Here is a 22,842-nt window from a genome sequence, read left to right as displayed (position 1 = left end):
TGACAATGAGCGATACGAGCGATCAGGGCCCGATCCTGGTGTTTCTCGGACCGACACTGAGGCTCGCGGAAGCGGAGGCAGTGCTCGACGCCATCTATCTGCAGCCTGTCGCCCAGGGCGACATTCTGCTTGCCGCCCATGCATTTCACCCGCGCGCGATGGTTCTGATCGACGGACAATTCGAAGACCGGCCGGCCGTGCGGCACAAGGAAATCCTATGGGCAATGGCGCAAGGAATCACAGTGATCGGCGCCGCCAGTATGGGAGCGCTTAGGGCGGCGGAACTCAGCAACTTCGGCATGGTCGGCGTCGGCCTCATCTATCGGTGGTATCGGCGCTGGCGGCTTGCGCCGGACGATGCGGTTGCCGTTCATTCGGGCCCTGCCGAACTGGGCTTTCCACCACTGACGGACTCGCTCGTTGATATTCAGCGAACATTGTCGAGCCTGATGCGCCGTGGCCTTATCGGAGCCGAGGAGCGTCGTCTGCTCACAACGATCGCGCGAGAGATGAACTTTCGGGAACGCTCGTTCGATGCAGTCTTGCGGACCGGCGGGTGGCGGGACGACGAGGCCAAGAGGCTGAGAAATGATATCGTAAGGCAGAAGAAGCGCGACGCGCTTCTTGCTCTGCAATGCGCTTCAGATCTTGCAATGCAACGTGAAAGCGTGCGCGCGCCTGATTCCTGGGTCGCGACGAATACCTTCATGCGGGACCTCGAGGCGGGCGGCATTGACTCAAATTTAGTGAACACTTATAAATTGAATCTCTAATTGCCAGATTTTCCATCGGGGGGCGATTGTGCAATGCGTCTGCCTGGGGACGATGCCCTCGGATCGGCAAACGCGCGTCTTGGCACGCGCTTCTGGATATATCCCCAGCCCCCGTTCATCCCCGGATATGAGCAACCGGATCGTGTGTGGCTGTCGATACCGCGGGACGAAATCGGCGAGGGGCCGAGCGATTTGACCGTCTACGTGGTCGATCCGCTCGTTGACAAGCAGCCTTACGGTTTCAATCAATTCCCGCCCTTCGATGGAGCGAAGCGTCTGCCGGCAATGCCTGGCCCGGATCGCCACTTCGACAATCTGTCACCCAACTCAAGGGCGTTTCTCAGCGTACATGCCTATGCCTGCGTGCGTTTCGTCCTTGACATTTGGCAGAGCTATCTGGGTCACCCGATCCGGTGGTTTTTTGCGCAGACCTTTCCGAGACTTGAGATCATCGCCTTTGTAAACTGGGACAACGCCCACGCGGGCTACGGTTTCCTGGAACTGGGGTGTTCCGACGTCGAGGGTATAAGGCGGCCGTACGCGTTGAATTTCGACACGATCGCGCATGAAATCGGTCACATTATCCTCCTTTCCGAGACGGGGATCCCGACGGCCCCTCTGCGTGACAGCGACTTCTTTGCATTTTCCGAAGCCTTTTCGGACGTGGTGTCACTGATCTCGTTTCTGCAGTTCGACTCCGCCATCGACCGGCTGCTGCGCCGAACGAGAGGCAATCTGCTGCTTTACAACGAGCTCAATCGGTTTGCGGAAACGAGTCCCGAGACCCAGATCCGTCTTGCCACCAATTTTCGCCGCATGTCCGAGACGACGCGCGAAGTGCACGACCGGGCGCTCCCTTTCATCGGCGCCATCTTCGACACCATCGTCGAGCTTTATCATCGGGAACTGGTTGAGCGCGACTGCGCCGACACGCGGCTTCTGGATTTCGATATTCGAGATTTGGAACAGGATGAATTCGACCGTTTCCGCCAGATGACGGCGGCGGCCTTCCAGGTCAAACCGATGTTCTTCAGATTGGCGCTGACCGCTGCCCGCGATGCAGTCGGACAAGCGCTTGCGGGGGCGCTGCCGACACTCGATCCAGACACGTTGCGGCTCGATCAGGCGGCAAATGCTGTCATTTCCGCCGCAAGCGGGGCGACCGCCGAACTGCTGGAAGCCAATTTCGCATGGCGTGAGATCATCAGTCAAAGATAGAGCTGGGAAAGGAGTGGAGCATGAGTGATTGCTGTGGAAATCCAAGTTTGTTCACTGACCCGGGTGAGATAACGGGACGTACGGGTCCCTACAATCCCGGAGAAATAAGGCTCTACGGAAGGCCCGGTAATATCGTTAGAAAGCCAAAAGATTCAGCCGAAGCGCATGCTTATTATAAGGAAAAAATCGGAGAACTTTTGGGAAAAAATCCAAAAATTTCACCCGATAATTACGGTGATTTTATCGAAGTGATGGAAGTTGTTATTGAAGATTTACTTAACAAAACAGTAATTTCTGCAGACAACGTTATTGTTGGGGTAATAGCATCTAAATATTTCCATTATTTATCCGTTTCCACTGGGGTGAGCGAGGGCTTTGAAAGCGTTGGAGTAATTTATGGCTATGCCTATGAAGGGCATTGCTACAAACTCCCCAAGCCGCAAATCATGATTCTACCTGTCTCCCCGCACAAAATCGTCGCGGCGAAATGTGAATGCGAACGCGAAACCGAAGACGAGCGTGGGAGTGAGCGCAAACATGATTGCAACTGCGGATGGGAGTGTGGATACAGCGCCAAGCTTGGCTATGTCGTTTGGTCAGTCGACAAACTGGAGCAGGCGGTGGCTCTCGACGTTCGCTCAGATGACCTGAAAACGTTGATCCTGGACGAGAACATGCCGGGGAACCGCTCGCCACTGGCCTATGCGCAGGCGATGTCGCTGGCGCCGCAGCGCCAACGCGATTGATGTCTTGGCAGGTCGCTCGACGCGGCGGCCAACACCCGTCGGGCGCATCGTCTTTACGAGCAACGTCGATATCGATGCGGCATCGACGTTCTATCTCACGCCAGCCAACCGGGATGCCGCCAGGCGTCGCCGGAATCTCGTCGTTCTTCAAAAACGCGCGCGCAAAGCGTTACGCGACCTTCTCGCCGGAAAAGAAACGAGGTGCGCCAACGGTGGTCCGCGCGAGCGAAGTGTCCGCCAGTTGGAAGTGCGCGATCAGTTCGCGCAGCCGGGCCGCCGCGTCGGCGAGCGCTGCGCCCGCCGCGGTCGCTTCCTCGACCATTGTTGCGTTCCTTTGGGTAACCTGGTCCATTTGGGTGACCGCGGAATTGACGCCGGCGAGGTCCGATGATTGTTCGCGCGCCGAGAGCGCGACTGCGTCCATGTGTTCGTTGACGGTCACGATATAGTTCTCGATCGCACGCAGCGTTGCGCCGGTCTCGCTGACAAGCTTCACTCCGTTCTGGATCTCGGCACTCGAATTGCGGATGAGTTCCTTGATCTCCTTGGCTGCCTGCGCCGAGCGTTGCGCCAGTTCGCGTACTTCCTGCGCGACGACGGCAAATCCCTTGCCCGCTTCGCCCGCCCGCGCGGCCTCCACGCCGGCATTCAATGCGAGCAGATTGGTCTGGAAGGCGATATCGTCGATGACGCCGATAATGCCGGAGATCTGCGTCGACGACTGTTCGATCCGGCCCATGGCGTCGACGGCTTCGGAGACGATTCTGCCGGACTGCAGGGCGCTGCTATTGGCCTGAGCCGCGACGAGGCGGGCTTCCTCCGCCCGTTTGGATGCGTGGGTGACATTGGCGGTGATCTGATCAAGAGCGGCTGCGGTCTCTTCCAGAAACGCCGCCTGCCGTTCGGTGCGTGTCGAAAGCTCGCTTGAGCTCCGGCTGATATCGTGCGAGTTGCCGTCGATAGCGGCTGCCGCGTGTGCCACGCCTTTCAAGGTTTCGCTGAGCTGCGAGACCGCTCCGTTCAGGTCGTGGCGAAGCGCCTCGAAATCCGGGGCGAAGGGTTCGGTGAGCTGAAAGGCGAGATCGCCCGCTGCCAGCCGGCGCAGGCCGGTGGCAAGCCCTGCCGTTGCCTCTTGCAGGCGCATCTGAGCGGTCTCGTCCGCTTCCGCCGTCAAACGCACGCGCTCGGCTTCGGCCGCGAGGTCGGCAGCCCTTGCCTGCTCGGCCAGCGCTGCGTTCTGGCGATGAGCCTCCTCTGCTTCGTGCGTCGCCTTTTCCGCCGAGACCAATGCGGAGACCAGCGAAAAGACCATCGCGATGAGAACCGCGCTTTCCAGCGTCAGGATGACTGCATGGAGCAGCACGCGCGAAAAATCGGAACTTTGCGGGAAAACCGCGAAGGGCGAGACGAAATAGAGAAGCAGATGATGAACGCTGACCAGCACCGCATAGCCGACGATTGCGCGCCAATCGATCCAGGCGGCGCAGATCGCAAGGCTGGCGAAGAAATACATGTGCATGTCGATCTGCAGCGGCGAGCCGGAGAAGGCGAAGACGAGCAGGGCAACGGTGGCGGCGTGAGCCATTGCCGTCACGATCCGGGTTGTCGGCCCCGTCCTGTCGCGGATCCAGCCGACGGTTGCCGATACCACGATGACTACCGCGGCGCCGACGGCGAAGCGGTCGAAGCCGTCCGCGCGCATGACAGTCGTAATAGTGATCAGTGCGACGTTGATCCAAAGGAGCGCGATGATCCCCGGCGACACCTTTTGGCGAATTTCTTCGAGAGCGCTCATTTTAAACTTTCCTGCGAGCAAGCGGCGGAGAGGCTTGCGTTGAGAACGAGCAGTGCGCCGGCGCGAAGCAACCTCGCCGGGAAATCTTCGGAGTTGGCATGCGCCAGCGAAATCCACGGCAGCCCCCCGCTGCCGACGAAGGAACCGCCGGCGGCAGCAATAAGCGATATGGCCTTTTGCGGCGGGTCGTTCGGATGCGTGACCACAAGCACGAAGGGGCCGCGGGGCATTGCCCAAGCGGACAGGGCAAGAAGAACGAAGAGCAGAAAATGGAGGCAAAGCGCTGTTTTGTTGACCGGACGTTCCCCGCGCCGTCCGTGATCATCCTGGGGGATCGCCATGGTGGTATTTTCCCGTGCTCCTCTACCGCACGTTTTCCTTAAAACCTACTCGATTTAAGGATAAAACATGCAGCAATTCAAAGTGCTACAGTGCCTTGCTCGTCTGATAAGACGCGCGGCGCTGTAGAGGTCTGTTCCGCAACGAAGCGTTTCCCTGTCCGCAAGTTGCGCGTCCAGAATTTGCCAAAATGATTGATTTAGCGTTAAGCGGCTAAAGGTGAGAGCAAGTTGTTTCTCGCGTTGCGCCGGTCATCTTAGCGGATGATTCTTCCGCGTCAGGTTCGCTCTACATGGATAAAGCTGTGGCGATCGCACGAAGACGGGGCGTTGCGTTCAAAGGGGACAGTAACGCACTCTTGATCCCGAGGCGGGGTACATGAAGCTGGGCTTCTCTTCTTGCCCGTTCCCTTGAACGTGCAAGGCGCATAACAATCACAGGCGGCCGCGCGCCTACTGAAGATGGCCGTCGCCGCTGCGGTCGGCGGCCTTGAAATCGGCCATGACCCTGTTCAGGAACTCGCTCTGGGTGAGCCTGCCGTCGCGGTTGGCGTCAGTGGCGGCAAATTGTTGCGCGTTCAGAAGCTGGCCCACTTCTTCTTTGCGCAGGCTGCCGTCCTTGTTCTTGTCCAGGCTCGCGAAAGCGGAGGTCATGAAGGACTCGTACTCGGACTGGTCGACCGCGCCATTCCTGTTGCGGTCGAGCCGATCCATCTGGCCCTGGTTCATGGCCGCCGGCCGATCCTGCGCCGCGGCCGCAATGGCCTGTGAAAGTGCGAATGCGGCCAGCAGCACTATCCTTTTCATGATCCCGGCCCCTCGCATCAATAGCAGGTCAAGGCATTGCCGCCTGCCGCGCCCAGCGTGGCGCCGGAGCCAACAGCCCAGAGTTGGCCGGTTCCCGCGCCAATGGTCGAGCCGACCAGGCCGCCGACAACCGCTCCGCCGACTGTACCGGCGATGCAGCCGAACTCGCCAGCGCGGGTGCTGGAGGTCGTCATGGACTGGCAACCGGACAAAGCGAAGCCGCCTGCGAGAAGGATCATTACAGTGAGCTTGTTCATCTTTTCCTCCAAGTATATCCGCGCGCATGCAATAAAGATCGGCGGACGCGCCATTTTCTGGCGCCGGATGGAAATAAGCTTCTGAATATGCATCTCGGCTAGCGAGAAGCTCTTCTGCTCGGTCAGAAGCATATCGCTGGCAAGACATGCGGGTCGTCGTTAAAGACGTGCCTGGCCGTGCCCAAATGTTACTGCCGCACCGGGGCGGTGACAATTGTCAGGGCCTATTCCGCTCGTCAAATATTACGACAGGTTGTATCGGTTTGTGGTCGGCCTGAACGTTTTTTCTTCCCTACTCCGATGCAATGAGGCCGGCGAGAACGGCCTTGGCGACGGCTTGAAAGCGATTGTGTGCGCCGAACTTGCGGATGATCCCGGATTCCAGCGTGAGCGCCGCGGTCAGGTCCATGTCCATCAGCTCGGCTATGCGGGAGGCGGGATAGCCTACGGCCATGAAACCGAGGCAATTGGACTCGATCGGCGACAGGTGGACATTCTCCGCTCCCGTCGGATCGTCTTCGCCCTCCACCGATCTCGCTTCGAGCAACTCGGCGATCTTTTGCATCTGACGGCGCAGGATCGATTGCTGGGCGGCGAGCTCGCGGCGACGGGCCTGCAAGGCGGCGTCGAACAACTCGTCGGCGCGCGCCTGGCTTTCGGCGCGATCAAGTCCCGCCATCAGCTCCTGGATCGCGGCGATCGGCATGTCGATCTCCCGGCAGGCATTGATCACCGCCATGCGACGGACATGATCCTCGCCATAAACGCGCATCGGTCCCATGCGGGCTGCGGTCAGCAGGCCCTTCTCCTCGTAGAAATGCAATGTCCGGTGCGTCACCCCGAAAACCTCCGCCATCTCGGCGATGGCGAGCCGGTCGTCCTGACCATGGTAGGGCACGGGCAGTTGCGGCAGAAAGCCGAAAGTGTCGTCTGCGTGTTTTCTGGAATCCTGCGACATTTCCAATGTCCCCCGTTCCGAGCGTCGCAACCCGCCAGCCCTGTGGCGGAGACCGTTCGTCCAGCCAAGCGTCCGGCCGGTTGTGGACCTCGACACCTGCTGCTCGTGGGACACATCCGTGCGCAAGCACGGCTACTGCTGACCAATGTGCAGGCCTGCGACGAAACCGGTCGACACAGGTCCGTTAGCTGGAGCCCCGTCACGCATTCGCCCGAACGCGCGGTGCTCCAGTGAGCAACCCGGCATGAAATCCAACGCACGCACTCACGGTAAGTGCGAATCACTCAAATGAACAGTCCTTAATATTGCAGGAAAAACGCAGCTTCGGACTGAGTGCAGTGGGGCACACGGACTCATCCATTGCGCGCGACATGCGTCAATGGCCGATGACCTTGAGTGGGCTGTTGGCGGAAATGATGAAGAGCGGCTCGTCGCCCTTGAGCGGACCGAGCTTCTGCTGGCAGTCCCACGCCTTCTCAAAGCTGTCGCGCGTCAGCAGCCGGCGGTAGCGCGCCGTTGCGGTCATGCATTCCATAAGCGTGCTCTGGATTCTTTCCGCAGCGGCGTGGGCGTAGATCTCGCCGTCGACGGCAAAAAGCAGCGCGGCAAGCGAAGTACTTTCGAAAAAAACGTCCGGCTCGCTCGTCAGCCGTTCCGCGCTGATGAAATCACGCCGCAGCGGGATGCCAACACCATCATGCGAGAGGGTGATGCGGATGCCTGCTGCGGGCGCGTCGTACCAGGCGAGGTCGATCGAGAAAGCCAGAGCCTGATTGCTGGAGGCGGAAGCACCTTTGTCCTTGACCGCGCTCGCCTTGGCGAGCGTCTTGTGGCGAAGCGCCGCCTCGTGGAGTGCATTTGCGAATTGCCTGGTGGCTTTATGTTCCGGGCCGGACACGCTGATGCTGACTGACGGCAGGCCGCGGATGGCCGCCATAGGACCCGCGACGAGCTTCGCCTCCGCATCGATATCCAGCGTCATTTCGGGCGAGGGGAGGGGTGCGAAGAGGAGCAGCGGCAGCACGCTGAGAACCGCCCAGGGAGAAGACAAAGGAGCCGGCTGCCAGGGAGCGCGGCGCCCGGACAACGACCGGCTGGCGACCTTTTCCTGCTTCACCGAAACCTCGCCGGCGTCGCCGACTTGCACGCGGTGATACTCCGGGACATACGTTCCCTTCGGAATGGTGATCTGCCATTTCTCGCTGGCGCCTTCAGTGTCGTAGAAGGCCTTGAGCTGCTTGCGCAACTTGCCGGCGTGGACGCGGACAAGGGGGTCTCCGTCGGCATTGAAGCTCTGGTCGCGGCCGAAGACGTCGACGCCGATCGAATAGCCCTTGAGCTGGGCGCCTTCGCCGATCATTTCCTTTTCGACGACATAGGCGAGGAAGGCGCGCAACCTTTCGGACCGCCGAAAGCTGCGGCTGTCGAGAATCCGGCGCAGCGCCAGCCGGATCGTCTCGTCGCAGGGCCTTTCGGCTGGCGTCATCGATGTAGCTCCACAAGATAAAGGCGGAATGCCGGAACCAAGATTGCCGGGAAGAAACAACTTAAACCTGATTCGGACCTTAAGCCCAAAAATGGCGGTTGTCAGGTTCGATGGCAATTAATCGCACTTTTTCTGAAATACGCGACTCAGGCCTGCGGCCGGGCATCGGCAGGATCGCGCTCTCCCGCCAGGTGTGACGGGAGAGCGCGTGCAGATCGCGAATGCGACGATGGTCGGCGGCGCTTTCACCCGCCGTTGGGATATTCGAGCTTCGGATACCAATCCTTGCCGCGGCCTTCGGGCGTGGTGTCGAGGAGGGTCCACAGCGGGTCAAGGTCCGGCGCGCCGCGCGGGTCCTGGCCGGGATCGGCCATCTTGCCGTTCATTTCGCTGCTCCAGAAATGCCGGATGATGCCGTCGCGGCGGGTGAAGACCGTGTAGCCGGGGACATCCGCATCCTCGGCGCTGACATAGTCGCGGGTAAAGGTGCCGTCTCCGTCGGAATAGACCTTCAAGCGTGTCCAGCCGCGTGCCTTCTTGGCCGCCATCAGCCGTTCGATCGGCGAGCGAGCAAGCAGCGCGAGCGCGACGCGCTGCTCTATATCCGGCACCTTGCGCTCCCATGCTCCCATCAACGAGGTGCACATGGGGCAAGGTTTTTCGCGCTGCGGGCCGAACATGTAGCTGTAGATGATGAGCGTGTCCTTGCCGCCGAAAAGATCGGCAAGCGTGACAGGCCCGTTCTCGCCCTCGAATCGATAGTCCTTGGTAACTTCTCCGCCCGGCGGCAGCTGCCGGCGCAGTTCGGCCACGCGCTCGATATGGCGCCTGAGTTCGATTTCCTCCGCCAGAAGCGCATTGCGGCCCGTCGATAGTCGTCACTTTCATTGGGAAAGCTGGCATGGTTCCGCGCTGCCAGTTCGTTTGCCGGGATGAATGTGGTCGTCATGATCGCCTCCTCTTGCTTCTATGCGATTTACCTTCATCTTGCCGGATAAACGTTGATTCAACATAATTTCGTGATGTCAAAACGTGGGATGAGGCCATACAAAACGGCGATTCCGGTTTTATAAAATCTGCGGTAGAACAGCGACATCAATGATGTTGCCCGCCTCTGTGAAAGTTTCGACATGCCCGCAAAACTGTCCGTGAATCTGAATGCCGTCGCGATGCTGCGCAACCGGCGCGATCTTCCCTGGCCGTCCGTTACCGGGCTTGGCCGAATTGCCCTTCAGGCAGGGGCGAGCGGGTTGACCGTTCACCCGCGGCCGGATCAGCGCCACATCCGTTTCTCCGACCTCCAGCCTATCCGCAACCTGATCGACGACGAGTTTCCGCAGGCTGAATTCAACATGGAAGGCTTCCCCAACGAGGATTTTCTTCAACTGGTCGAACGGCACGAACCGGAGCAGGTGACGCTGGTGCCGGACGATCCGGCGCAGGCGACCTCGGATCACGGCTGGGATTTTCGCAAGAACCACAACCTGCTTGGGAATGTAGTCGGGCGGCTGAAGAAAAAGGGCTTCCGCGTTTCGCTCTTCGCCGATGGCGATCCGGATCCGGAGGCATTGAAGATCGCCAAGGAAACCGGGGCGGACCGGATCGAGCTTTATACCGGCCCCTATGGCGGCTGCTATGACGAGCCCGAGGAGGCCGAGCGGATCGCTGCAGAACTCGGCCGCACCGCGGAAATCGCGCTTGACCTCGGCCTTGCCGTCAATGCCGGCCACGACCTGACCGTCGCCAACCTGCCGTTGCTGGCAAAACACATCCCGGCGCTCGCCGAGGTTTCGATCGGCCACGGCCTGACGGCGGACGCGCTGGAATATGGCATGGCGGAGACGGTGCGCCGCTTCCGTCGTGCCTGCGGCGAGGCGATCTAGTCTAAAGAATAGTCGTATTCAGGCGAATGCGACGGCGCTTGCTCTGGATGCCGAATCCATGCAATATCCATACATTGTCGAAACGGGATGTTGTCGATGGGCAAGGATCACGCACGTCTTTCCTGGATGCCGGCGCTGAGCAGGGAGGCGGGGCCGCTTTATCTGGCGATCGCGGATGCGTTGGCGACGGATATCGCGGCCGGCGAGCTTAAGGAGGGAACGCGATTGCCCCCGCAGCGGGCGCTTGCGGGCGTGCTCGGCATAGATTTCACCACCGTCAGCCGCGCCTATAACGAGGCGCGGGCGCGGGGACTGGTCGAAGGCCGCGTGGGGCAGGGCACGTATGTCAAGGCGCGGCGAAAGAATGGCGGCCGATCGTCCGGCGGCGGGCTCGTCGACATGAGCATGAACCTGCCGCCTCTCTTCGACGATCCGGGACTCATCGCCCGGATGTGGGGCGGCATCGATGCCCTTGAGGACGAGCGGGGATTGGAGCTCCTGCTGCGCTACCAGGCGGTCGGTGGCGCCCTGTCGGATAAAGCGGCGGGGGCGACCTGGCTGCGGCCGAGGCTCGGCGAGGTGGCGGCGGAGCGTGTGCTCATCTGCCCCGGTACGCAAGGGGCGCTGCTCGCCACGGTCAGCATGCTTGCCGCGCGCGGCGACGTGATCTGCGCCGAGGCACTGACCTATCCGGGACTGCGGTCGCTCGCGGCCCATCTCGGGATAAGCTTTGCTGCTATTGCGGTGGATGAGCAGGGGTTTTTGCCCGAGGCGTTCGAGGCCGCTTGCGTCAAGCACCGGCCGAAGGCGCTCTACTGCAACCCGACGCTTCATAACCCGACGACGGCGACACTGTCGCTCAAGCGCCGGGAGGCGGTCATCGCAATCGCCCGCAGGCACGGCGTTGCGATCATCGAGGACGATGCCTATGGCGCGCTGCCGACTGAACCCGTACCGCCGCTCGCCACGCTTGCTCCTGACCTCGTCTATTACGTGGCCGGGCTGGCCAAGTGCCTCTCACCGGCGCTCCGCATCTCCTATCTCGTCGTTCCGGATGGCGCAAATTCCGTTGGCCTCGAAGGCGCGATCCGCGCGACTGCCGGCATGGCCTCGCCGCTTTCGGCGGCGATCGCCACGCGCTGGATCGAGGATGGAACGGCGGATGCGGTGCTTGCGGCCATTCGCACAGAGGCCGGACGGCGCCAGCGGATCGCGGCGGAAATCCTGCCGGCCGATCGCGTGCTGACCGATCCGGAGGCCTTTCACCTTTGGCTCACGCTGCCCCCCGGCTGGACACGCGGGGAGTTCACCGCCCGCCTGCGTACAGCCGGGATCAGCATCGTCACCAGCGATGCGTTTGCGCTCGCCAATCCGCCCGAGGCGGTGCGGTTGGGGCTGGGGGCAGCGGAGACACGCGCGGAGCTTGAGCGCAGCCTCGCCATCATCGCCGATCTTCTCTTGCAATCGCCGGCTGCGGTAAACTTCGTCGTCTGAGCGCCGAAATCCGGCGCAATTGTCGCAGGCGTTTATGCATACAATAATTTGACAATGTATGCTTTGTATGGCTGATTGTTTCCGAAGCCGGCGAGGGCGCGGATTGTCCGCGGCCACCCGGCATGTCGGCACCGAACGAGCGCATTTGAAATGCGCACCTGCCTGCCGCCGACGCGATCCTGGAAAGGAAAGACAATGTCTTCACACGAAGATTGGCCGGCCCTTCCGCCGTTGCAGACGGGCCTGCGCGGCCGCTGCCCGCGTTGCGGCCAGGGGCATCTGTTCCAAGGCTTCCTGAAGCTCCGCCCGGAATGCGAAGTCTGCGGGCTCGATTATTCCTTCGCCGATCCGGCCGATGGCCCGGCCTTCTTCGTCATCTGCTTCGCCTGCGTGCCGAGCGTCTTCCTCGGCGTCTGGCTGGAGGTGCAGTTTGCCGCACCGCTGTGGGTGCATCTGCTGACGACCGGTCCCTTCATGCTTCTCACCTGCATCCCGCCGCTGCGGCCGCTGAAGGGCTGGCTGGTCGCCAGCCAGTTCTTCTACAAGGCGGAAGAAGGCAAGGTCGTGCGTAGGGCCCTGCCGCCGGCGCCGGAAGGGCCAAAGGCAAGCGCGACCTCCTGACTGCGATGCGGCCGACGCGTCACCAGCGGGCGACGTAGCGGCCGCCGAGGGTTCCGAGAAGTGCGAGGATTGCGGTTGCGATCGTGTACCAGGTCGCGACGAACAGGGGTGAATCGTCGGTGCAATGGGAGGCATAGAACGTCGCTGCGATGCCGCCGGCCGTAAGCCCTGCGATCGCACCGGCGAGCGCCGGATGGGACGGGGCACCGTGGCGTAGCGCGAGCAAAAGCAGCGCGAGCGGGCCGACCCCGATCAGCGGAATGAAGGTCAGGCAAACCAGGCTGTTCGTCCCGACAAGCCTGGTCAACCACGTTTCGGCGGGTGCGACGACAAGCTCGATCGCAACCCCCGCCAGGATGAGTGCCGGGGCGATGGCCAGATAGAGCAGCCCGCCGCGCGGATCGGTCTCCGGGCGCGACAGCATGCGCAAAGGGACAAAGGCGCTTGCGGCAAGGGCGATCGTCACCACGAATTTGAAGAGAAACCGGACTGTCTGGGCGGCGCCGGCGATGTCTGGCCGGGGACCGAGCAGCGCGAAAAAGACCGCCGCGGCGATGGCGATCGCGATAAGGACAGCGGCCCACCAGGCGGTGTTCATTGGCATGCCGGTTCGCCGGCTGTCCGCAGCAAGACCCTTGATGAGTTCGTGCGTCTCCATGTCAGTCTCGTCCAAATCGCCTGGCGATGGCAGTAAGGCCACGATGAAGTGCGACGCGAACTGCGGTTTCGTTCATGTCGAGGCTCCGGGCGGTCTCTGCGATCGTGCGCCCTTCCACCGATATCGCCGTAACCACCGAACGCTGGCCCGGCGTCAGTGTTTCGAGTGCGCGGCCGATCTCCCAATCCCGCGCCGTCTCCGTTTCCTCGGCGGCCAGCCGGTCTTCCATCTCGCTGATCTCAACCCGAGGATGACGGCCTTGCCGCCGCAAGGCATCGACCAGCTTGTGCTTTGCAATCGCGTAGAGCCATGGCGTCACCGGACCATCACTCCGCCAGGTGTGGCGCTTCACATGGATGGCGAGCAGCGTTTCCTGAACGATGTCTTCCGGATCCGGGCCGCCGAACGCCCTCCGCCGCGCCCAGACACGAACGAGGCGAGCGGCCTCGTGCAGGAAGTTGCCATAGGCTCGCTCGTCGCCGTCGAGCGCCGCATGGAAAAGTCTGGCGAGGCTCCTTTCATCCACGCCGTCCACGAGTGCTTCCTCCCAATTCGCTCGTCTTTGCCGTTCGTTACATCGCCGCCGGCAATCCTTTGGCTAAAATAGGACGACGAAGAGTGTAAAGCGGTATTCCGCCTGTATCCTCGGCCTCCCTTCATCGTGATCTGGCAGGGGACGCGGGCTCACGAAAGCGTGTAGACGCCGAATGTAACATATCTCCCGTTGGTGCGAACGAGCCTCTGTGTGCCTTGGAACGGCACACCAGGAAACCAACACGGAGACGAAGTCATGTCTACGAAATCCACTATAAGCGCGGCCCTGCTGGCGAGTGCGGTGGCAACTGCGGTGTCGTCGCTCGCGATCGCCGCGCCGCTCACGGAGGCCCAGGTCAAGGCCGCGATGGATGCCGGCAAAGAGAAATGCTACGGCGTCGCGCTCAAGGGCCAGAACGACTGCAAGGCCGGCCCGGGCACGACCTGCCAAGCCACGTCGACGGTCGACTATCAAGGCAATGCCTGGAAATTCGTCGACGGTGGTACCTGCACGACGATGGACCTGCCGGACGGCCGCAAGGGCTCGCCGGAACCGCTGTCGCGCGATCTTCCCTCTTAATTCAGATGCAACACAAGCGCCGGAAAGCGGAGGCGACGATGGCCAAATTGGCAATTCGCGCGGATCGTGGCGCGTCGGAAGGCTCCCGATTTCCGGCGCATTCGATCGACGGACTGGCAGGCACCAGTTTCAAGCATGAGCACATCACATCCATTCTCGAGGAGCAGGCGGACAAGCGTGGCTTCTTCGAGGTTCACGCGGAAAACTACATGGGCGAGGGCGGGCCGCCGCACGCGGCGCTCGCGCGAATACGACAGGATTATCCGGTTTCTCTTCATGGCGTCTGCATGTCAATCGGCGGACCGCAGCCGCTGGACAAGGCCCATCTCGACCGTTTCGCGCGACTGATCGAGCGATACGAGCCCGCGCTTGTCTCGGAGCATCTCGCCTGGTCGACGCACGCCACGACCTATTACAACGACCTTTTGCCTCTGCCCTATACCGAAGCCACCCTGCGGCGTGTCGCCGACCATATCGACGAGGTTCAGGAGACGATCGGGCGGCCGATACTGCTGGAGAACCCGTCGACCTATCTGCTCTTCAAGGAATCAACGATGAGCGAAACCGCGTTCATCGGCGAACTGGTCAGGCGCACGGACTGCGGCCTGCTGCTCGACGTCAACAATGTCTTCGTCTCGGCAACCAATCATGGTTTTTCCGCCCTCGACTATCTCGCGGATTATCCGCTCGAACATGTCGGCGAGATCCATCTGGCTGGCCACGCCGAGCAAGAGGACGACGAGGGCGAACTCCTCCTGATCGACAGCCACGACGGACCGGTCGCCGACGCGGTCTGGACGCTTTTCGACATCGTGATCGGCCGGTGCGGGCCGATCCCGACGCTCATCGAATGGGACAGCGCCATTCCCCACTGGCCGGTGCTGAAGGCGGAAGCTGTGGCGGCACAAGCGATCCTCGATCGGCACGCCGGCGCATTCCTGCGGGAGAAGAGCCATGCGCGCGGCTAGGGAAGGTCTTTCCCTGACCGATAACAGTCTGGGTTATCCGGAGGGCTTCGTACCAGCGCTGCTCGATCCCGGCTGCCCCACGCCCGCCCTCGTCGCCGGACCGAGGGGCAAGGCCGCCAACAGGCGCTTCAACGTCTATCGCAACAACGTGACTGTCAGCCTGATCGACGCGCTCGCCGCGGCATTTCCCGCGACGATGCGCGTCACCGGGGAGGCCTTCTTTCGCGCAATGGCCCGGTTTCACGTGCGGGAGAGGCCGCCGACGTCGCCGCTTCTCTTCGAGTACGGCCGGGACTTTCCCGCCTTCATCGAGCGTTACGAATATGCGCGATCGATGCCGTGGCTGGCCGACGTTGCCCGCATCGAGCGCGCCTGGCTCGACGCCTATCATGCGGCGGACGCGCCTGTCCTCACGCCATATGCCTTGGCGTCGTTTCCGGCACAAGCGCTTCGCGACGTTGTCCTCGAGGCGCACCCGTCAACGCGCTTGGTCCGCTCGGCCTATCCGGCGGTGACGATCTTTTCCGCAAACCGCGGCAGCGGCCCGGTCGGCCGCATCGAGACGAGGGAGCCGGAGAACGCGCTTGTAACGAGACCGGCGCTCGACGTTGAGGTTCGCCGCCTTCCGCCGGGCGCCGATGTCTTCCTCGGCAGTCTCCTGTCAGCCGAGCCGCTCGGAAGTGCTGCCGCGACGGCAAGTGCGCGCTGTCCGGAATTCGATCTCGCAACTGCCATTGTCGTGATGCTTGAGGCCGGGGCCCTTGCCGCGGTTCGCCAGGGAGGATGAGACGGTGACTCTCGTACCAAAATTCTTCGAAAGACACGAAAACTGGGGCGGCGGAGGCTGGCTCGGCCGGATCGACGGCCTGATTGCCGCCATTGCGCCGATCTCTCTCGCCCAGCTTGCCTTGCGTTTGGGACTTGCCGTACCCTTCTGGCGCTCGGGCATGAGCAAATGGGACGGCTTCCTGCAGCTCAACGATGTGGCCGTCCTGCTCTTCACCTCGGAGTTCCAGTTGCACCTGCCGGGTGGCCCCTATGCATTCCCGGCGCCGGCCACGACGGCCTTCGTGGTCGCTTGCGCGGAGGTGCTGCTGCCGACGCTTCTTGTCCTGGGGTTGGCGACGCGCCTCGTCGCGCTCGGACTTCTCGCAATGACGATTGTCATCCAGCTCACCGTTCCGGATGGATGGCCGATCCACTTGACCTGGGCGGCGATGGCGCTTGGGGTCATTGCTTGGGGTGCGGGCAGGTTGTCGATGGACCGGTGGATTGCGTCCGGGAGGGGAAACCGATAGGCGATCGGCCCCTCATCCCGCTGCCGCGACCTTCTCCCCGCAAGCGGGGACAAGGGACCCGTTGTGCCGCTTGAGATCCCTCTTGCCGTCTGCGGAGAGGGGACCTGGCGGGTGCGGCATATCCCTTCTCCCCGTCAAAACGTGGAGAAGGTGCCGGCAGGCGGATGAGGGGCAACTTGCCACCCGATGCGCCGCGACGATTAGGTTTCACCCCGGGTTTCCCAGATCCAGATTGTGCTGCCATTCGATCGCATCTTCCAGGCGATCGTGGCCCCAGAACAGTTCGCCATCCGAGACGAAGGAGGGCGAACCGAAGATGCCGATCTCCTTCGCCTCTCTGGTCGCTGCGTCGAGCGCCTCGACCACGGCGCCGGAGTTTGCCTGCTTCAGAACGCGGGCGGGGTCCTGTCCCGCTTCCCTGATGCTCGCCGTGAGGCTCGGCTCGCTGCCGGCAGGGTCGCGGTCGACGAACCAGCGGCGGTAGGCGGCCATCGCATAGGCCGGGCACCAGCCTTCACCGGCGGCGAGCACCGCGACGCGGTTGGCCTGCTCCAACTCGGCCAGCGGGTAGGGGATAGGCAGCCTCAAGGGCAGGCCGAACTTCGCGGCGCGCCGCTCGATGTCGCGCCACATATAGGCCGCCTTGAGCGGCCTGTCGGCGAAGGGAACGTCGTTTGCATCAAGCTGGATCGCGCGGGCGTCGAAGGGCCTCCAGCGAACCTCGACGTCCGCCCTTGCGGCGACTTCAGTAAGCCGCATGACCGCCAGAAAGGTATAAGGGCTTCCTATCGAGAACCAGAAGTCGATCGGTGCCGTCATTGCTCTTCCTCCCCTGCTGCATGAGTGTCCGCTCAGCGCTGTAGTCGCGTGTTGAACGCAGGAGAGGTAGATAGAGCCCGGACATTGCTCGCCAATGCAGCCTTCGACAAAAAGCCCCGGACGGTTGAGACCGGGGCTGTGCGGAGGGCTTATTGGAGAAGCGTTGCCTTGCTCGCTTCGAGGAATGCCGGGAGGCTGATGGGCGTCTTGCCGGTCAGCGAGGCGAAATCCTCAGTCACCATGCCGATATGGCCTTCGCGGGTGTTGCTGTCGAAGGAGACCACGATCGGGATCAGGACGTCGGGCAGCCCGGCACCCTTGAGGCCACCGGCGAGCGCTTCATCGGAAATGTGGACGACCTCGAGCTCCTTGCCCGTGGTGCTGGCGACGAGCGCGGCGATCTCGTCGGTCGAGTGCAGTCCGGCGCCGGTGAGCGTATAGGTGCGGCTTTCCGTGGAGCCGGAGAGGAGTGCCGCCGCCGCCGCTTCGGCCGCGTCGCTGCGGGCGATGTGGGCGAGACGGCCGGCACCGGCGGAGGAGAACCACTGCCCAGTTTCAAGGGCGTGCGGCAGGGCCATGAAGAGGTTTTCCATGTACCAGCCGTTCCTGAGGATCGTGTAGGGAATGCCGGTCTCCTTGATGGCATTTTCGGTGCCGAGATGATCGGGCGCGAAGGGGATGATCGAGGTTTCCGGGTTCGGCATGGAGGTGTAGAGGATATGCTTGGCACCGGCCTTCTTGGCTGCGGCCACGGCATTCAGGTGCTGTTGCAGCCGCTTGCCCGGCTGACCCAACGCGTCAGTCGAAATGATGAGAATGCGGTCGGCGCCGGCAAATGCCCTTTCGAGCGAAGCGGGGTCGTCGAAGTCGGCTGCGCGGGTCTGCACGCCCTTGGCGGCGTAGGCGGCGAGTTTCGTGGTGTCGCGGCTGGCGGCGATAATGTCGGCCGGCCTCACTTTGCCGGACGCGAGCAGCGCATCGAGCACGAGCTTACCGAGCTGACCTGCAGCGCCGGTTACGAGCAATGTTTCGGACATGGTCTTCCTTTCGTTCGCCTTCCAGCCATCTCTCACCGAGTGTTGAGATCATTGCGAGCGCTGGTCTCTTTTTGAGATTTGCTCTTATCCCGTAATCTGCTAAGAGCTGTAAAGAAGGCAGTTTTTGCTGCGGTGGTTACGGAAAGGATACCGCCATGAACAGGACGACAGGCGCGGTAAAGGGGAAGCGGGTGGTAATGGTGTGCGGCGTGCCGATGGATATGGCCAATTGTCCGGTGCGTGACGTGATGGACAATATCGGCGGCAAGTGGAACTCGCTGATGATCCTCTCGCTCGCCGAAGGCCCTTTGCGCTTCTCACAGCTCCGGCGGCTGATCCCGGACATTTCGCAGCGCATGCTGACGCAGACGCTGCGCGACCTGCAGCGCGATGGATACCTGAGCCGCACGGTCTACCCGACGCAGCCGCCGAGCGTGGAATACAGTCTCACCGATCTCGGCCGGTCGTTTCTCGTGCCGCTTAAACTGTTCGTCGACTGGTCGCTCCAAAATCACGATGCGATCCGCAAGGCGCGGGCGGAGTATGACGCGGTGGCATGAGCCGTTGCGAACATGATCTTGTTTGCTTACCGTTGCTTCGGCCGCGTCGCACTCGCTGAAATCGCATTTATCTGGCTAAATACCGTGTGAATTCTTCGCGCCTCCGGACGACGGTTTGACTGCCGGGCCCAGAAGCACTTGCCAGTGTCTGTAGCTGAAAAGCGAGCTCGCGCCGCAGCTTACGCGGCGCAGCTCACCGCTTCACCGCCGAGCGCAAATTCGACGGCGGCTTCGGCATGGATGGCGGTGGAATCGAAGCCCGGCAGCGGCAGATCGGCGGAGTCGAGGATGAGGCAGATCTCGGTGCAGCCGAGAATGACGGCGTCGGCGCCTTCGGCCTTGGCCTTCTCGATGAGGGCGACCAGCGCCCGGCGCGACGCCGCCAGCACCTTGCCGGCGCAAAGCTCGTCGAAAATGACGTTGTGGGTGAGCGTGCGGCCCTCGGCATCCGGGACCATCAACTCGATCCCGTGCCTTTTCATGCGCTCGGCATAGAAGCCGTGCTCCATCGTGTAGCGCGTGGCAAGCAGCAGCGGCTTGCGGCTGCCGGCCGCCTTCAACCGCTCCGCGGTCTCGTCGATGATGTTGATCAGCGGTACGTCAACCGATGCCTGCACTTGATCGGCAATCAGGTGCATGGTGTTGGTGCAGATCAAAACGCATTGCGCGCCGGCGGACTTCAGCCCGCGCGCGACGTCGGAGAGGCGCTGAGCGGCGTCGTCCCAGCGGCCGGCCTTCTGCAGGTCGACGATCTTCTGGAAGTCCACCGAGTGAAGCAGCACTTCGGCCGAATGCAGCGCGCCCAAGCGCTCGCGCACGGCCTCGTTGACCATGCGATAGTAAACCGCCGAGCTCTCGAAGCTCATGCCGCCGATAAGACCGATCTTGCGCATTTCCATGGTTCCCTCGTTCTTAACCAGACGTTAACAGCGGGACGAAGAAGATCGTGTCTTGCCACCTTCTGATCCCGTTCCATTGCTAAAAGTATGGCGCGGCTTTGACCGGATGTGTTTGCTTTGATGGAGAGATCTGGGGAAATCTGCGCGCAATATTTGTGTCACTGTCGCATTTTCCGCAAATCATTGGCGTCAAATGGGTCGGCAGCGAGGAGTCACTGGCGTGTTGGATGAGAGAGACCGGAAGCTGCTGGCGCTCCTGCAGGAGGATGGCAGCGTGGCCATGAGCGACCTTGCGGAGCGCGTGAACCTGTCGCTTTCCGCCTGTTCCCGGCGCATACAGCGACTGGAGGAGGCGGGCTATATCGCGCGGCGCATCGCCGTGCTCGACCGGGAAAAGATGGGCGTGCCGACCACGGTCTTTGCGCTGATCAAGACTGCGCATCATTCCGACGAATGGATCGAAAAATTCCGGCGCGCGATCAGTGATATTCCCGAGATCGTCGAGGCACACCGGTTAACGGGGAACTACGACTATATCGTCAAGGTCGTGCTGCCGCGCGTCGAACATTACGACGTCGTCTACAAGCAGATCGTTCGCAAGGTGGAACTCTTCGACGTTTCCGCCTCCATTTCCATGGAAGTCTTGAAAAGCGGTACGGCCGTGCCGGTCGGTTACGCTGAGTAGCGTCCTGTCGGGCGCGAACTATATTGCAGGGGAGCCATGCCGAACAGGCGGTTGCGTACCGCCTTCCGAAGGCGGACAGTTTCCGAAACGAGGCGGAATGCGATGCAGGAAAAACATCACGTCGTTGTCATCGGCGGAGGCTTTGGCGGGCTGCAGCTTGTCAATGACCTTCGTGGCGCGCCCGTCCGGATAACGCTGATCGACAAGCGCAACCACCATCTCTTCCAGCCGCTGCTCTACCAGGTGGCAACGACACTGCTGGCGACCTCGGAGATCGCGTGGCCGATCCGCAACCTTTATCGCGACCGGCCGGAGGTGACCACGCTGCTCGGGGAGGTGGTGGGCGTCGATCCGGCTAACAAGAGCGTTATCCTGACCAGTGGCAAGCCGGTCCCTTACGACACGCTGGTGCTCGCGACCGGCGCCACGCATGCCTATTTCGGCCATGACGAATGGGCACCGGTGGCACCCGGATTGAAGACGCTGGAGGACGCGACGACAATCCGCCGGCGCGTGCTTCTCGCTTTCGAGCGGGCGGAGCTCGAGGAGGATCCGGCGAAACGCGATGCGCTGCTGACCTTCACGGTGATCGGCGCTGGGCCGACCGGTGTGGAACTCGCCGGCATCATCGCCGAAATGGCGCATCGGACGCTCCCGGGCGAGTTTCGCCGCATCGATACGCGACAGGCCCGGGTGGTGCTCGTCGAGGCAGGGCCGCGTATTCTTCCCGCCTTCACCGAGGAGCTCTCGGCCTACGCGGCCCGCGAGCTCGCAAAACTCGGCGTCGAGGTGCGCACGGGGGCTGCCGTCACCGACTGCACCGATGCCGGCGTCATGATCGGCGACGTCTTCGTGCCGAGCTCCACGCTGGTCTGGGCCGCAGGCGTGCAGGCCTCGCCCGCCGCCCGCTGGCTCGGCATCGAGGCGGATCGCGCCGGCCGCGCCATCGTCGAAAAGGATCTAAGCGTTCCGGGACTGCGCGATGTCTTCGTCATTGGCGACACCGCCTCGGTCATCCAGGAGGAGGGCAAACCGGTGCCGGGCATCGCGCCCGCCGCCAAGCAGCAGGGCGCCTACGTTGCCCGGGTGATCCGCTCGAGGCTCGCGGGCAAACCTGTGCCGGGGCCGTTCCGCTATCGCCACCAAGGGAGCCTTGCCACGATCGGCAAGCGTGCCGCGATCATTGATTTCGGCAGGATCAAGCTCAAGGGTGCGCTTGCCTGGTGGATCTGGGGCATTGCCCATATCTACTTCCTGATCGGCACGCGCAGCCGCTTCGCGGTCGCCTGGAGCTGGCTATGGATTTATCTCAGCGGCCAGCACAGCGCCCGGCTGATTACACAGAAGGAGACGCTGCGGCAGGAGCGATGATGAGCAAAGTGGTCGCGGCTTTCATCAGCCGATGCCAAGACGCAGCAGAAGCGACTTGAAAGGCTAAACGTGACCAATTCCCGTAGTTTAGGGCTGCGCGAGCCCGGTTTTGCCCTTTGCTGCATTATGCCCTACAAGGTTGCTAACTTTCACTGACAACATGCAACTCTTGGTGTGCCAACCATCGATACATCTCTCGTCAGCCGGTTGATCGCCGCGCAATTTCCGAAGTGGGCGGATCTTCCGATCCGCCCCGTCCGGTTCGGCGGATGGGACAATCGGACCTTTCATCTGGGTAGCGACATGACGGTGCGGCTGCCCAGTGCGGCGCCCTATGCGCTTCAGGTCGAAAAGGAACAGCGCTGGCTGCCGGTGCTGGCGCCGCGGCTGCCGCTTTCCATTCCCGTGCCCTTGGCTCAGGGCCGGCCGGGCGAGGGCTATCCCTGGCCGTGGTCGGTCTACAAGTGGCGGGAGGGCGAGATCGCGACCCATGCGCCTATCGCGAACCTCTGCGCCTTCGCGACGGCGGTGGCACTCCAGAAGGTCGATCCTGCCGATGGGCCGCCGCCGGGGCAGCACAATTTCTTCCGGGGCGGACCGCTCGCCGTCTATGATGCCGAAACGCGCCGCGCGCTCAAAGCCCTTGACGGCAGGATCGATACGAATGCCGCACGCGCCGTCTGGGAAGCGGCGCTCGTCTCGACATGGCATGGCACGCCGGTCTGGTTCCACGGCGACGTCAGTTCCGGCAATCTTCTGGTCGAGGACGGCCAGTTGAGCGCCGTCATCGACTTCGGCACCTCCGGCGTCGGCGACCCCTCATGCGACCTCTCGGTCGCCTGGACCTTTTTTCATGGCGAGAGCCGGGAGGTGTTCCGCGCCGCGCTGCCGCTCGACCGTGCGACCTGGGCGCGCGGTCGCGGCTGGACGCTCTGGAAGGCGCTCATCGTCTATGCCGAGGTTCCAGGCACCGATCACCTCGAAGTGGAGAAATCGCGCCGTGTGATCGAGGCTGTGCTCACTGATCACGAACGTTTCGGCTAAGCGCGGACCGCAA

At 62.2% G+C, this 22,842-nt stretch carries 25 protein-coding genes and 1 pseudogene; 14 read left to right on the top strand and 12 right to left on the bottom strand.

Going from position 1 to position 22,842, the window contains the following annotated elements:
- Positions 1-5 precede the first annotated feature (5 nt).
- From QA637_RS10495 to QA637_RS10485, 3 genes are read left to right on the top strand one after another with little or no spacing between them, the layout of a single operon-like run.
- Complete coding sequence (locus QA637_RS10495; protein ID WP_153436482.1) at positions 6-773, top strand: TfuA-like protein; 768 nt, start codon at positions 6-8, stop codon at positions 771-773.
- A gap of 33 nt (positions 774-806) precedes the next feature.
- The gene (locus tag QA637_RS10490) at positions 807-1,991 is read left to right on the top strand and encodes a gluzincin family metallopeptidase (RefSeq protein ID WP_153436483.1); all 1,185 of its coding nucleotides are present in this window, start codon (positions 807-809) and stop codon (positions 1,989-1,991) included.
- Positions 1,992-2,011: 20 nt separating this feature from the next.
- A complete protein-coding gene (locus QA637_RS10485) occupies positions 2,012-2,737 on the top strand; it encodes a hypothetical protein (protein ID WP_283061363.1) in 726 nt (241 codons plus the stop codon).
- A gap of 169 nt (positions 2,738-2,906) precedes the next feature.
- Here QA637_RS10485 and QA637_RS10480 read toward each other — a convergent pair whose 3' ends face one another.
- From QA637_RS10480 to QA637_RS10450, 7 genes and pseudogenes are all read right to left on the bottom strand, one after another.
- Positions 2,907-4,532: a methyl-accepting chemotaxis protein gene (locus QA637_RS10480; RefSeq protein ID WP_153436485.1), complete on the bottom strand. Its 1,626-nt coding sequence runs from the start codon at positions 4,530-4,532 to the stop codon at positions 2,907-2,909.
- Positions 4,529-4,873: a hypothetical protein gene (locus QA637_RS10475; RefSeq protein ID WP_153436486.1), complete on the bottom strand. Its 345-nt coding sequence runs from the start codon at positions 4,871-4,873 to the stop codon at positions 4,529-4,531. The genes QA637_RS10480 and QA637_RS10475 overlap by 4 nt, the downstream gene beginning before the upstream one ends.
- Before the next feature lie 450 nt (positions 4,874-5,323).
- Positions 5,324-5,677, bottom strand: coding sequence for an EF-hand domain-containing protein (locus QA637_RS10470; protein ID WP_153436487.1), 354 nt, complete (start codon positions 5,675-5,677; stop codon positions 5,324-5,326).
- Between the two features lie 17 nt (positions 5,678-5,694).
- Complete coding sequence (locus tag QA637_RS10465; protein ID WP_153436488.1) at positions 5,695-5,934, bottom strand: YMGG-like glycine zipper-containing protein; 240 nt, start codon at positions 5,932-5,934, stop codon at positions 5,695-5,697.
- 292 nt (positions 5,935-6,226) lie between these two features.
- Positions 6,227-6,892: a MerR family transcriptional regulator gene (locus QA637_RS10460; protein ID WP_153436489.1), complete on the bottom strand. Its 666-nt coding sequence runs from the start codon at positions 6,890-6,892 to the stop codon at positions 6,227-6,229.
- A gap of 376 nt (positions 6,893-7,268) precedes the next feature.
- Positions 7,269-8,378 (bottom strand): hypothetical protein, encoded by a 1,110-nt coding sequence (locus QA637_RS10455; protein ID WP_153436490.1) that lies wholly within the window; start codon positions 8,376-8,378, stop codon positions 7,269-7,271.
- A 245-nt stretch (positions 8,379-8,623) separates the two neighbouring features.
- Positions 8,624-9,327: pseudogene (locus QA637_RS10450) on the bottom strand (DUF899 family protein).
- A gap of 181 nt (positions 9,328-9,508) precedes the next feature.
- On the opposite strand from QA637_RS10450, the gene QA637_RS10445 reads away from it, so the two are divergent.
- From QA637_RS10445 to QA637_RS10435, 3 genes are all read left to right on the top strand, one after another.
- Positions 9,509-10,261 (top strand): pyridoxine 5'-phosphate synthase, encoded by a 753-nt coding sequence (locus QA637_RS10445; protein WP_153436492.1) that lies wholly within the window; start codon positions 9,509-9,511, stop codon positions 10,259-10,261.
- Positions 10,262-10,357: 96 nt separating this feature from the next.
- Complete coding sequence (locus QA637_RS10440) at positions 10,358-11,755, top strand: aminotransferase-like domain-containing protein (RefSeq protein WP_153436493.1); 1,398 nt, start codon at positions 10,358-10,360, stop codon at positions 11,753-11,755.
- Positions 11,756-11,950: 195 nt separating this feature from the next.
- Entirely contained in the window at positions 11,951-12,376 is a 426-nt protein-coding gene (locus QA637_RS10435) for a DUF983 domain-containing protein (RefSeq protein ID WP_283061360.1), read from the top strand.
- A 19-nt stretch (positions 12,377-12,395) separates the two neighbouring features.
- Here QA637_RS10435 and QA637_RS10430 read toward each other — a convergent pair whose 3' ends face one another.
- Together QA637_RS10430 and QA637_RS10425 are read right to left on the bottom strand one after the other, a co-directional pair.
- Positions 12,396-13,034, bottom strand: a complete 639-nt coding sequence (locus QA637_RS10430) for an NrsF family protein (protein WP_153436495.1) — start codon at positions 13,032-13,034, stop codon at positions 12,396-12,398.
- Between the two features lies 1 nt (position 13,035).
- Positions 13,036-13,569: a sigma-70 family RNA polymerase sigma factor gene (locus tag QA637_RS10425; protein WP_184108549.1), complete on the bottom strand. Its 534-nt coding sequence runs from the start codon at positions 13,567-13,569 to the stop codon at positions 13,036-13,038.
- 255 nt (positions 13,570-13,824) lie between these two features.
- On the opposite strand from QA637_RS10425, the gene QA637_RS10420 reads away from it, so the two are divergent.
- Genes QA637_RS10420 through QA637_RS10405 form a run of 4 tightly spaced genes read left to right on the top strand, consistent with a single transcriptional unit; the run spans position 13,825 to position 16,414 of the window.
- Positions 13,825-14,148, top strand: coding sequence for a BufA1 family periplasmic bufferin-type metallophore (locus tag QA637_RS10420; RefSeq protein WP_153436496.1), 324 nt, complete (start codon positions 13,825-13,827; stop codon positions 14,146-14,148).
- Between the two features lie 38 nt (positions 14,149-14,186).
- Positions 14,187-15,116, top strand: coding sequence for an MNIO family bufferin maturase (gene bufB, locus QA637_RS10415; RefSeq protein ID WP_153436497.1), 930 nt, complete (start codon positions 14,187-14,189; stop codon positions 15,114-15,116).
- Complete coding sequence (locus QA637_RS10410; protein WP_153436498.1) at positions 15,103-15,903, top strand: HvfC/BufC N-terminal domain-containing protein; 801 nt, start codon at positions 15,103-15,105, stop codon at positions 15,901-15,903. The genes bufB and QA637_RS10410 overlap by 14 nt, the downstream gene beginning before the upstream one ends.
- Positions 15,904-15,907: 4 nt before the next feature.
- Complete coding sequence (locus QA637_RS10405; protein ID WP_380784557.1) at positions 15,908-16,414, top strand: DoxX family protein; 507 nt, start codon at positions 15,908-15,910, stop codon at positions 16,412-16,414.
- A gap of 207 nt (positions 16,415-16,621) precedes the next feature.
- Here the strand turns inward: QA637_RS10405 and QA637_RS10400 are convergent, their stop codons facing one another.
- On the bottom strand, positions 16,622-17,233 hold the full coding sequence (locus QA637_RS10400) for a 2-hydroxychromene-2-carboxylate isomerase (RefSeq protein WP_283061350.1): 612 nt from the start codon (positions 17,231-17,233) through the stop codon (positions 16,622-16,624).
- 149 nt (positions 17,234-17,382) lie between these two features.
- On the bottom strand, positions 17,383-18,270 hold the full coding sequence (locus QA637_RS10395; protein ID WP_153436500.1) for an SDR family oxidoreductase: 888 nt from the start codon (positions 18,268-18,270) through the stop codon (positions 17,383-17,385).
- A 155-nt stretch (positions 18,271-18,425) separates the two neighbouring features.
- On the opposite strand from QA637_RS10395, the gene QA637_RS10390 reads away from it, so the two are divergent.
- A complete protein-coding gene (locus tag QA637_RS10390; RefSeq protein ID WP_153436501.1) occupies positions 18,426-18,830 on the top strand; it encodes a winged helix-turn-helix transcriptional regulator in 405 nt (134 codons plus the stop codon).
- A 179-nt stretch (positions 18,831-19,009) separates the two neighbouring features.
- Here QA637_RS10390 and QA637_RS10385 read toward each other — a convergent pair whose 3' ends face one another.
- On the bottom strand, positions 19,010-19,729 hold the full coding sequence (locus QA637_RS10385; RefSeq protein WP_153436502.1) for an aspartate/glutamate racemase family protein: 720 nt from the start codon (positions 19,727-19,729) through the stop codon (positions 19,010-19,012).
- 220 nt (positions 19,730-19,949) lie between these two features.
- Here QA637_RS10385 and QA637_RS10380 point away from each other — a divergent pair, with 220 nt between their 5' ends.
- The 3 genes from QA637_RS10380 to QA637_RS10370 all read left to right on the top strand — a co-directional run bounded on the left by QA637_RS10380 (position 19,950) and on the right by QA637_RS10370 (position 22,829).
- On the top strand, positions 19,950-20,414 hold the full coding sequence (locus QA637_RS10380; protein WP_180938312.1) for an Lrp/AsnC family transcriptional regulator: 465 nt from the start codon (positions 19,950-19,952) through the stop codon (positions 20,412-20,414).
- 102 nt (positions 20,415-20,516) lie between these two features.
- Positions 20,517-21,785, top strand: coding sequence for an NAD(P)/FAD-dependent oxidoreductase (locus QA637_RS10375; protein WP_283061346.1), 1,269 nt, complete (start codon positions 20,517-20,519; stop codon positions 21,783-21,785).
- A 174-nt stretch (positions 21,786-21,959) separates the two neighbouring features.
- Complete coding sequence (locus QA637_RS10370; protein ID WP_283061345.1) at positions 21,960-22,829, top strand: aminoglycoside phosphotransferase family protein; 870 nt, start codon at positions 21,960-21,962, stop codon at positions 22,827-22,829.
- The last annotated feature ends 13 nt before the right edge of the window (positions 22,830-22,842 follow it).

The organism is Sinorhizobium terangae, assembly GCF_029714365.1.
GTDB classification, from domain to species: domain Bacteria; phylum Pseudomonadota; class Alphaproteobacteria; order Rhizobiales; family Rhizobiaceae; genus Sinorhizobium; species Sinorhizobium terangae.
The sequence above is the reverse complement of the archived record's forward strand: the minus strand, read 5'-3'. Positions and strand labels throughout refer to the sequence as shown.